Origin of the sequence: Pseudomonas sp. Colony2, assembly GCF_019382755.1 — a bacterium.
Classification (GTDB): domain Bacteria; phylum Pseudomonadota; class Gammaproteobacteria; order Pseudomonadales; family Pseudomonadaceae; genus Aquipseudomonas.
Window position 1 is genome coordinate 330,970 of sequence record NZ_CP080030.1, and the last position, 10,685, is coordinate 341,654.

Annotated in this window: 6 protein-coding genes; 5 read left to right on the top strand and 1 reads right to left on the bottom strand. The window is 62.4% G+C overall.

Going from position 1 to position 10,685, the window contains the following annotated elements; all coding sequences use genetic code 11:
* Nucleotides 1–234: 234 nt before the first annotated feature.
* Nucleotides 235–465 carry a DUF2790 domain-containing protein gene (locus JV201_RS01395; RefSeq protein ID WP_003218078.1) on the bottom strand — a complete coding sequence of 77 codons (231 nt, stop codon included), beginning with the start codon at nt 463–465 and terminating at the stop codon, nt 235–237.
* Nucleotides 466–1,156: 691 nt separating this feature from the next.
* Here JV201_RS01395 and bcsQ point away from each other — a divergent pair.
* The 5 genes from bcsQ to JV201_RS01420 all read left to right on the top strand — a co-directional run.
* On the top strand, nt 1,157–2,140 hold the full coding sequence (bcsQ, locus tag JV201_RS01400) for a cellulose biosynthesis protein BcsQ (RefSeq protein ID WP_177036553.1): 984 nt from the start codon (nt 1,157–1,159) through the stop codon (nt 2,138–2,140).
* Nucleotides 2,137–4,356 carry a UDP-forming cellulose synthase catalytic subunit gene (gene bcsA, locus JV201_RS01405; RefSeq protein WP_177021033.1) on the top strand — a complete coding sequence of 740 codons (2,220 nt, stop codon included), beginning with the start codon at nt 2,137–2,139 and terminating at the stop codon, nt 4,354–4,356. The genes bcsQ and bcsA overlap by 4 nt, the downstream gene beginning before the upstream one ends.
* Nucleotides 4,353–6,611: a cellulose biosynthesis cyclic di-GMP-binding regulatory protein BcsB gene (gene bcsB, locus JV201_RS01410; RefSeq protein WP_134325575.1), complete on the top strand. Its 2,259-nt coding sequence runs from the start codon at nt 4,353–4,355 to the stop codon at nt 6,609–6,611. The genes bcsA and bcsB overlap by 4 nt, the downstream gene beginning before the upstream one ends.
* Nucleotides 6,608–7,804, top strand: coding sequence for a cellulose synthase complex periplasmic endoglucanase BcsZ (gene bcsZ, locus JV201_RS01415; protein WP_177009278.1), 1,197 nt, complete (start codon nt 6,608–6,610; stop codon nt 7,802–7,804). The genes bcsB and bcsZ overlap by 4 nt, the downstream gene beginning before the upstream one ends.
* Nucleotides 7,786–10,685: tetratricopeptide repeat protein (locus tag JV201_RS01420; RefSeq protein ID WP_219406410.1), on the top strand; the 2,900-nt coding region annotated here is incomplete at its 3' end. The genes bcsZ and JV201_RS01420, both read left to right, overlap by 19 nt.

Below are 10,685 nucleotides of genomic sequence, written 5' to 3' on the forward strand. Positions count from 1 at the left end.
CGATTCAAACCGAGAACGGCACCTGGTGTGGCGGCGGACCCGACCGACGATTGCCAGGAGGATTATGAGTTCACCGAGCACCGTATTCGCGGTTAATGCCTTTTAACTTCAGATGAAATTTTGTGGCGAGGGAGCTTGCTCCCGCTGGGCTGCGCAGCAGGCCCAAAACAGTGGGAGCGCTGCGCACTCCAGCGGGAGCAAGCTCCCTCGCCACAGGTTTTGTCGTTCAGCTTTTTAGCTGCCTTCATTACACGAATCGGCAAATTTCTTGTACTCAAACACCCGCTTCTGCCCATGGGAATCCAGGTAGGTCATCCGCGCATTCACCACGCCACACGCCGCGCCTCCATCGTCCACGGTCGACAGTACTTGCTGTACATCCAGCTTGGGGCTGGCCTGGGCCGAAAAGGCGGCAACGTTGAGCAAGGCAAACAGGCTGCTGGCGATGAGGGTGTTGCGGTTCATGGTGGTGTCCTCTGAGGTTCAATAGGGTGTGTGTTGCGTTGGAGCCTATTGAGCGCCCGGGAGGTATCCGGCCTGTGTCATGCACCCCGGCGTTTTGCCTCGGCATGTGTTGAGAAGGGGATTGCATACAACTTGATACAGAAACATATCCATTAGAGGCATTAGTGCCTCATGGTCTTTCTCTTAGATGTTTTCGACATAACGGTCATCGTTTTTCCCTTGAATAAGGTGAGTCTTACCGTATTCTGTTTCGAAATATTAAGCGTCATATAAATAGCGGAATCGTTTAACCCGGTTTACGGAACGTTGGCGGTTAATTAGTAAGTTGTAATTTGATTCGTCAGCTAAGCAATTTTTCCTGACCAGGCGGCCAGAAAAATGGTTAGAAGCCTCCGCAAGCTTCTGATCTGAAAGAAATTGATAAAAATTCGCCAAATAAGTCAAAAATACGGCACTAAGCCGCTCGTCGGAAATAATTAATCCCAAAGCATCAAAATACTGACACCATCAATCTGATATCACAGAATGCCGCCAGCCAACACATAACTAGAAAAACCAAGGTCAGCCCAACGGGCTGACCTTTTTAACGCCTTTAAAGCGTAATAACCGGGGAGGGCCGTGGGTGAGTCGCGCAGACGATATTTCAAAACTATTCAATAAGCTGGGCGCCAATCCAAATGGCTACCGGGAGATGTACGCCGTCCACGATTATCTTGAGGATGACGTGGTGGTCGAGCCTTTCGACGCCGTGCCCATCCCGGCCCAAACCGCTTGCACCGTCGCGCTGGATGAGCCGCCGTCGGCGCCATTGCTGCGCTTGCTCGAAGAGCTGACCCAGGGCGAAGCCGATCACCTGCAACCTCCCGAAGTGGTCGAAGGGCCGACCGGTGAGGTGTACTCGGATCAATCGTCACCCAAGGTGATCGTGGTGGTCTCGCTCAAGGGCGGTGTGGGTCGCAGCACGCTGACCGCGGCCATTGCCAGCGGCTTGCAGCGTCAAGGCCACCCGGCCGTGGCGCTGGACCTGGACCCGCAAAATGCCCTGCGTCATCACTTGTGCCTGGGCCTGAATTTGCCCGGCATCGGCGCGACGAGCTTGAGCAATGAGTCTTGGGAAGGCCTGGCTGAGCGTGGCTTTGCCGGTTGCCGCCTGGTGGCCTTCGGTGAGACCAACAACGACCAGCAAAAAAACCTCAATCGCTGGCTCGGCGAAGACGCCCAATGGCTGCCCCGGCACCTGGCCGGCTTGCAGTTGAATGGCCAGGACACGGTGGTGATCGACGTGCCCGCCGGCAACACGGTGTACCTGCACCAGGCCATGGCCCTGGCAGACGTGGTGTTGGTGGCGGTGCAGGCGGATGTTTCCTCATTCAGCACCCTGGCCCAGATGGACAGCGTGCTGGCGCCGTACCTTGAGCGCGAAAAACCGCCACTGCGTTACTACGTGATCAACCAACTCGACGGCGCCCACCGCTTCAGCCTGGACATGGCCGAAGTGTTCAAGGCCCGCCTCGGCGATGCACTGCTGGGCACGGTCCACCGTGACCCGGTGTTCAGCGAAGCCCAGGCCTGCGGCCGCGACCCCCTCGACCCTACCGTCAACAGTCTCGGCTGCCAGGACATTCATGCCCTGTGCCGCACGTTGCTCGAACGAATCGATTCGGACCTTCCATGACCGACACTACGTCCTCTACGCCCCACACTCCGGGGCGCGCCGAGCAGCGGCTGGACGCCGCGATTTCGCGCTTCAATCGCTGGCCCGATACGCTGCGCAAAGTGCTGGTGGTGATCAGTTGTGTGGTCGGCACCTTGCTGTTGGTGAGCATTGTCAGCGCCCCGCTGGACCTCTACAGCCAATGCCTGTTTGCCGCCGTGTGCTTCCTTGCGGTGCTGGTGCTGCGCAAGATTCCCGGGCGCATGGCGATCCTCGCGCTGGTGGTGTTGTCGCTGGTGGCGTCGCTGCGCTACATGTACTGGCGGCTGACTTCCACCCTGGGTTTTGAAACCTGGCTCGACATGCTGTTCGGCTACGGCCTGGTGCTCGCCGAGCTGTACGCGCTGGTGGTGCTGATCTTCGGCTACGTGCAAACCGCCTGGCCGCTGCGCCGCGAGCCGGTGTGGCTCAAGACCGAGCCGTCGGAGTGGCCCACGGTCGACGTGTTCATCCCGACCTACAACGAGGCGTTGAGCATCGTCAAACTGACCATCTTCGCCGCCCAGGCGATGGACTGGCCCAAGGACAAGTTGCGCGTCCACGTGCTCGACGATGGCCGTCGCGACGACTTCCGCGATTTCTGCCGCAAGATCGGCGTGAACTACATCCGTCGCGACAACAATTTCCACGCCAAGGCCGGCAACCTCAATGAAGCGTTGAAGGTCACCGACGGCGAGTACATCGCGCTGTTCGACGCCGACCACGTGCCGACCCGTTCCTTCCTGCAAGTCAGCCTCGGCTGGTTCCTCAAGGACCCCAAGCTGGCGATGCTGCAAACGCCGCACTTCTTCTTTTCACCCGACCCGTTTGAAAAGAACCTCGACACCTTCCGCGCCGTGCCCAATGAGGGCGAGTTGTTCTACGGCCTGGTGCAGGACGGCAACGACCTGTGGAACGCGACGTTCTTCTGCGGCTCGTGTGCGGTGATCCGCCGCAAGCCCTTGCTGGAAATCGGCGGCGTGGCCGTCGAGACCGTCACCGAAGACGCCCACACCGCGCTCAAGCTCAACCGCCTGGGCTACAACACCGCTTACCTGGCGATCCCGCAAGCCGCGGGCCTGGCCACCGAAAGCCTGTCACGCCACATCAACCAGCGCATCCGTTGGGCGCGGGGCATGGCGCAGATTTTCCGCACCGACAATCCGCTGCTGGGCAAAGGCCTGAAGTGGGGCCAGCGCATCTGCTACGCCAACGCGATGCTGCACTTCTTCTATGGCTTGCCGCGGCTGGTGTTCCTCACCGCGCCGCTGGCCTACCTGATTTTCGGCGCGCAGATTTTCCATGCCTCGGCGCTGATGATTGTCGCCTACGTGTTGCCCCACCTCGTGCATTCGAGCCTGACCAACTCGCGGATCCAGGGGCGCTTCCGCCACTCGTTCTGGAACGAGGTCTACGAGACCGTACTGGCCTGGTACATCCTGCCGCCGGTATTGGTTGCGCTGGTCAACCCCAAGGCGGGCGGCTTCAACGTCACCGACAAGGGCGGGATCATCGACAAGCAGTTCTTCGACTGGAAACTCGCCCGGCCGTACCTGGTACTGCTGGCGGTGAACCTGGTCGGGCTGTGCTTCGGTCTGTATCAATTGATCTGGGGCGACGAGTCCACCGCGGTCACCGTGGCGATCAACCTGACCTGGACCCTCTACAACCTGATCATCACCAGCGCGGCAGTGGCAGTGGCTTCCGAAGCGCGGCAAGTGCGCTCCGAGCCGCGGGTCAGCGCGAAATTGCCGGTCAGTGTGATCTGCGCCGACGGTCGTGTGCTCAAAGGCACGACCCAGGATTTCTCGCAGAACGGCTTCGGCCTGATCCTCGCCGACGGGCACCAGATTGCCCGGGGCGAACAGTTGCAGTTGGTGCTGTCGCGCAACGGACAAGACAGCCTGTTCCAGGCGCGGGTGGTGTTCAGCAAGGGCGCGCAGATTGGCGCGCAATTCGATGCACTGTCCCTGCGCCAACAAAGCGAACTGGTACGCCTGACGTTTTCCCGCGCCGACACCTGGGCCGCGAGTTGGGGTGCCGGCCAGCCCGATACACCGTTGTCAGCCCTGCGTGAAGTCGGTGCCATCGGCATCGGCGGCCTGTTTACCCTGGGGCGCGCCACGCTGCATGAATTGCGTCTGGCCCTGCGCCGCACTCCCTCACAACCGCTCGATACGCTGATGGACAAGCCATGACTTCCACACTATTTGCCCGCCCGCAGTCGCGCGGCGTGCTCGCGCTGATGATCGCTTCGCTGCTGGGCCTGGGCTCGCAGGCACAGGCAGCTGCACCCGCTGTTGCGGTGCAGAGCACTGACGAGGGCTACAGCCTGACCCTCAAGCAACTGGGCCGTCGCGACACCATGAACCTGCAAGGCGTGGAAGCGTCCGACAGCGTCAACTTCGACATCCGTGCCGATGAAGTGGTGAAGGGCGCGCAACTGTTGCTCAAGTACAGCTACTCGCCGGCGCTGCTGGCGGACCTGTCGCAGATCAACGTGCTGGTCAACGACGAAGTCGCCGCCAGCCTGCCGCTGCCCAAGGAAGGCGCAGGTATCCAGCAGGAAAAACTGGTGCAGATTCCGGCGCACCTGATCACCGAATTCAACCGCTTGAGCCTGCAGTTCATCGGCCACTACACCATGTCCTGTGAAGACCCGCTGCACAGCAGCCTGTGGGCCAAGATCAGCAACAGCAGTGAGCTGAAAGTGCAGGTGCAGCCGATCGTCTTGAAAGACGACCTGTCGGTGCTGCCGCTGCCGTTCTTCGACAAGCGTGATGCGCGCCAGGTCAGCCTGCCGTTCGTGTTTGCCAGCGCGCCGGACAACGCCGCGCTGGAAGCTGCCGGCGCGCTGTCGTCGTGGGTAGGCGGCTTGGCCAGCTACCGGGGTGCGACGTTCCCGACCACCCTTGGCGAGATTCCGGCCAAGGGCAACGCCATCGTGCTGGTGCAAAGTACCCAGGCTGTGGATGTACACGGTGTGGCGGTCCCTGAGCCTAAAGGGCCGACCCTGACCCTGATCACCAACCCCAACGATCCGAATGGCAAGCTGCTGATCGTCTCCGGCCGTGATGGCGCTGAACTCAAGCGTGCCGCCACCGCCGTGGTGCTGGGCAACCCGGTGTTGACCGGCAACAGCGTGGTCATCACCAGGCTCGACACCCTGGCCCCGCGCAGCCCTTACGACGCGCCGAACTGGCTGCCCAGCAACCGTCCGGTACGCCTTGGCGAGCTGGTAGAACTGAAAAAACTCAACGTCTCCGGCTACAACCCGGGCCCGATCAGCGTCGACCTGCGCCTGCCGCCCGACCTGTTCAACTGGCGCGAAGAGGGCGTGCCGCTCAACGTCAAATACCGCTACACGCCGCAGCAGGTGTCCACCAACTCCTCCTTGCTGATCGGTCTGAACGACCAGTTCATGAAGTCCGTCGCGTTGCCGTCGGTGAGCAACCTGGGCGGTGGGCAGAGCCTGCTGGACCAGCTGAAGAAAGACGAAACCCTGCCCCGTGAAGTGACGACCCTGTTGCCGATCAGCTCGGCTTCGCCCAAGTCCAAGCTGCAACTGCGCTTCATGTACGACTACATCAAGGAAGGCGAATGCCGGGACATCATCGTCGACAACATGCGCGGTGCGATTGACCCGGACTCGAGCCTGGACCTGAGCAGCTACCAGCACTTTATCGCCATGCCGAACCTCGGCGTGTTCAACGATTCCGGCTTCCCGTTCACTCGTCTGGCTGACCTTTCGGAGTCGGCGGTGGTGATGCCGGACAACGTCGGCACCGATGAATTGAGCGCCTACCTGACTGTGATGGGCCGCTTCGGCGAGTCCACCGGCTACCCGGCCACCGCCGTCAAAGTGGTGCAGGCCAAAGACGTGCAAAGCGTTGCCGACAAAGACCTGCTGGTGCTCGCCACCGGCGGCAACCAGCCGCTGCTGCAGCAATGGCAGCAATACCTGCCGGCCACCAGTGACGGCCTGCAGCACCACTTCCTGTTGTCTGACCTGCCACGTTATGTGCGCAGCTGGATCAGCCCGGACGCCGCGGCCAACCAGCATACGGCCAATGCCGGCATCACCTTCAGCGGCCTGAGCAACAGCACCTGGTTCGCCGGCTTCCAATCGCCGCTCAAGGCCGGGCGCAGCGTGGTGCTGATCGCCAGCAACCAGCCTCAGGGCCTGCTTGAAGCGACCTCGGCGCTGATTGGCGGTGACGACTACAAAGACTCGATCCAGGGCAGCCTGGCGGTGGTGCAGGGCACGCAGATCAGCTCGTTGGTCGCGGACCAGCAGTACTACGTCGGCGACCTGAACTACTTCAAATTCATGCAATGGCAGCTGTCCCAGAACCTGGGCTGGATGCTGGCGATTACCTTCCTGGGGCTGCTGGTGCTGACCTGCCTGATCTACCTGGCACTGCGTGCCCGTGCAAAACGGCGGTTGGCATGAACCCTTTGCGTAGCGCGATCCTGGCGGTGATTGGCAGCACATTGCTTGCCGGTGCCGCCCAGGCACAGACCTGCGATTGGCCGCTGTGGCAGAACTATGCCAAGCGCTTTATCCAGGACGATGGCCGGGTGTTGAACTCGTCCATGAAGCCGACGGAAAGCAGCTCGGAAGGGCAGTCGTACGCGATGTTCTTTGCCCTGGTGGGCAACGACCGGGCGACCTTCGACAAGCTCTGGACCTGGACCAAGTCCAACATGGCGGGCGCCGACATCGGCCAGAACCTGCCGGCCTGGCTGTGGGGCAAGCGTGACGATGGCAAGTGGGGCGCGATCGACAGCAACTCCGCCAGCGACGCCGATTTGTGGATGGCCTATGCGTTGCTCGAAGCCGCGCGTGTGTGGAACGCACCGCAGTACCGCAGCGACGCGCAACTGGTGTTGGCCAACGTTGAACGCAACCTGATCGTGCGCGTACCGGGCCTGGGCAAGATGCTGTTGCCGGGGCCGGTAGGCTATGCACACGCGGGTGGCCTGTGGCGCTTCAACCCCAGCTATCAAGTACTGCCGCAACTGCGCCGTTTTGCAAAAGAGCGCCCGAACGCCGGCTGGAACGAAGTGGCCGAGAGCAACGCGAAGATGCTCGCCGACCTGCCGAGCAATCCCCATGGCCTGGCGGCCAACTGGGTCGGTTATCGCGCCACCAGCGCGAACACCGGGCTGTTTATCGTCGACCCGTTTTCCGATGACTTGGGCAGCTACGACGCGATCCGCACTTACCTCTGGGCCGGCATGACCGCCAAGAGCGACCCGCTGGCCGCGCCGATGCTCAAGGCCTTGGGCGGGATTTCCCGTGCCACTGCTGCGTCGGTCAGCGGTTTGCCGCCGGAGAAAGTCCACGTGCTGACCGGTGAAGTCGAGAAAAACAACGGCTACACGCCGACGGGGTTCTCGGCCTCCACCATGGCCTTCTTCCAGGCCCGGGGCGAAACCGCCCTGGCGCAATTGCAAAAGCAGAAAGTCGACGACGCCCTCGCCAAGGCGCTCGCGCCTTCGGCCCCGGACAGCGCCCAGCCGATTTACTACGACTACATGCTCAGCCTGTTCGGCCAGGGCTTCGCTGATCAAAAGTACCGTTTCGAACAAGACGGCACGGTGAAATTATCCTGGGAGTCTGCATGCGCCGTCACACGCTAGCCATTGCGATTCTGGCGGCCCTGGCTTCCAGCGCCAGCTTTGCCGAAACCACTGACCCGCAAAGCCTGCTGATCGAGCAGGGCTATTACTGGCAGTCGAAAAAGAACCCGGAACGCGCCCTCGAGACCTGGCAGAAACTGCTGCGCCTGAGCCCCGAACAGCCGGATGCGCTGTACGGCATCGGCTTGATCCAGGTGCAACAACAGCGTCCGGCCGAAGCGCAAAAGTACCTGGCCCGCCTGCAGGCGCTGAGCCCGGTACCGCGCCAGGCCTTGCTGCTGGAGCAGGACATCACCGTCAACATCCCGGCCAACGCCAAGTTGCTGGAACAGGCCCGTGAACTCGGCGAGCCTGAAGAAGAGCGCGAACAAGCGGTGGCGCTGTATCGCCAGATCTTCCAGGGGCGCCAGCCTCAGGGCCTGCTTGCCCGCGAGTATTACAACACCCTGGGCTTCACGCCCAAGGGCACGAACGAGGCCATCGCCGGCTTGCAGCGTTTGTCCCGCGAGCGGCCGAACGACCCGATTGTGGCGCTGTTCCTGGCCAAGCATCTGGCGCGTAACCCGGCCACCCGCGCCGACGGCATCCGCGCCCTGGCCAAGCTGGCACCGAACAACGACGTGGGCGGCAACGCCGATGAAACCTGGCGCTTTGCGCTGATCTGGCTCGGCCCGCCGAAGAGCGACCAGGTGCCGTTGTTCCAGCAGTTTCTGGCTGCGCATCCGGACGACAGCGAAATCCGTGCGCTGATGAACAAGGGCATTGCCCAAGGCAAGACCGGCGCCGGTTGGCAGCGTGATCCGCAGATGACCAAGGCGTTCAAGGCGCTGGATGATGGCGACCTGAAAACCGCCGAGCCGCTATTGGCGGCGCGCCTCAATGAAAAATCCAATGACGTCGATGCCCTCGGCGGCATGGGCGTGCTGCGGCAACAGCAGCAGCGCTTCAGCGAGGCTGAAAGCTACCTGGTTCAGGCCACCCGTTTGCCGGGTGGCGCGGCATGGCAGTCGGCGCTCAATGATGTGCGCTACTGGAACCTGCTCAACCAGGCCCGTGACGCCCAGCGTGGCGGGCGCGGCAGCCAGGCCCGCGACCTGGTGGCCCAGGCCGAACGCTTGAACCCTGGCCAGCCCGGCGCTGCCGTGGCACTGGCGGGTTTCCAGGCCCAGGACAATCAGTTCGACACCGCCGAAGCCGGCTACCGCAAAGTGCTCGCCCGTCATCCTGGCGACCCGGACGCGCTGAGCGGCTTGATCAACGTGCTGTCCCAATCCGGGCAGCCGGAAGAAGCCTTGAAGCTGATCGACTCGGTGTCGCCCGCCGAGCGCGCGAAGTTCGCGCCGAGTGTGAAAATCACCGCGTTGCGCGCTACCCAGGTGGGCAAGCTGGCCGAGCAGCGGGGCGATTTGAAAGCCGCGCAAGCCGCCTACAAACAAGCCCTTGATGCCGACCCGGAAAACCCGTGGACACGCTTCGCCCTGGCGCGCATTTACCTGCGCGACGGCCAGATTCGCAACGCCCGTGCCTTGATCGACGGCTTGCTGGCCAAGCAGCCGAACCAGCCGGACGCGCTGTACACCAGCACGCTGCTGTCGGCGGAGCTGGGTGAGTGGAAAAAGGCTGAAGAGACCCTGGCGCGTATCCCTGCGGGGCAACGTACCGCTGACATGAACGAGCTGGGTATCGATATCGCGCTGCACAAGCAGACCGACATCGCCATCGAGACCGCCCGCCGTGGCCAACGCCCGGAAGCCCTCGCGCTGCTGGGCCGCAGTGAAGCCATGACCCGGCAGAAGCCTGAGCGCCTGGCGGTGCTGGCGGCCGCTTATGTGGAAGTCGGCGCGACGCAGCAGGGCCTGGATATCATGCAGAAGGTTCTGGATAACAATCCGAACCCGACCGTCGACCAGAAACTGCTGTACGCCAACGTGCTGCTCAAGGCTAACCATTACACCGAGGCGGGCGACATCCTGCGTGAAGTGCAGGGCAAGCCGCTGAGTGAAACCGGTCGCCAGCGTTACGACGATTTGATCTACCTGTACCGGGTCAAACAGGCTGATGCCCTGCGTGAGAAAAACGACCTGGTCGCGGCCTACGACATGCTGTCGCCGGCGCTTGCCCAGCGTCCCAACGACGCTATGGCGGTAGGTGCCCTGGCGCGGATGTACGCGGCCAGCGGCAATAGCAAAAAGGCCATGGAGCTTTATGCGCCGCTGATTCAGCAGAACCCGAACAACGCTCGCCTGCAACTGGGCCTGGCGGATATCGCCTTGCAGGGCCGTGATCGTGGCCTGGCGGAAAGCGCCAGTGAAAAGGCGCTGTCCCTGGAGCCGGGCAACCCCGAGATCCTCACCTCGGCTGCGCGCATCTATCAGGGGCTGGGCAAAAACAACGAAGCCGCTGCACTGCTGCGCAAGGCGTTGGCGATTGAGAACAGCCAGAAGAGCCAGACGCAATTGGCTCAGGCCGGCTCCCAGGGCGTGCCTTACAACCCCTTCGTCGGCTTGCCGGGCCAGCGTCGCCAGGTCACCGACCTGACCGTTGCCGGCGCCGTGCCGCCGCCGATTGATGCACCGACCAATGTCGTGCCGGACAATGCCCTGGCAGCCTCCGCGCGTCCGGCGTCGAACAACTGGAACGAGCCGTTCGAGCCACCGTCGAGCATTGCTGCACTCGACACCGCCAACCTCAGCCCGGCACGTCGTGCGCTGGATACGATCCTGCGGGATCGCACCGGTTACCTGGTGCAGGGCTTGAGCGTTCGCAGCAACAATGGCGAAAGCGGCTTGAGCAAAATCACTGACGTCGAGGCGCCATTCGAAGCGCGGATGCCGGTGGGTGATCTGAACGTTGCGCTGCGCGTGACGCCGGTGCATGTGAG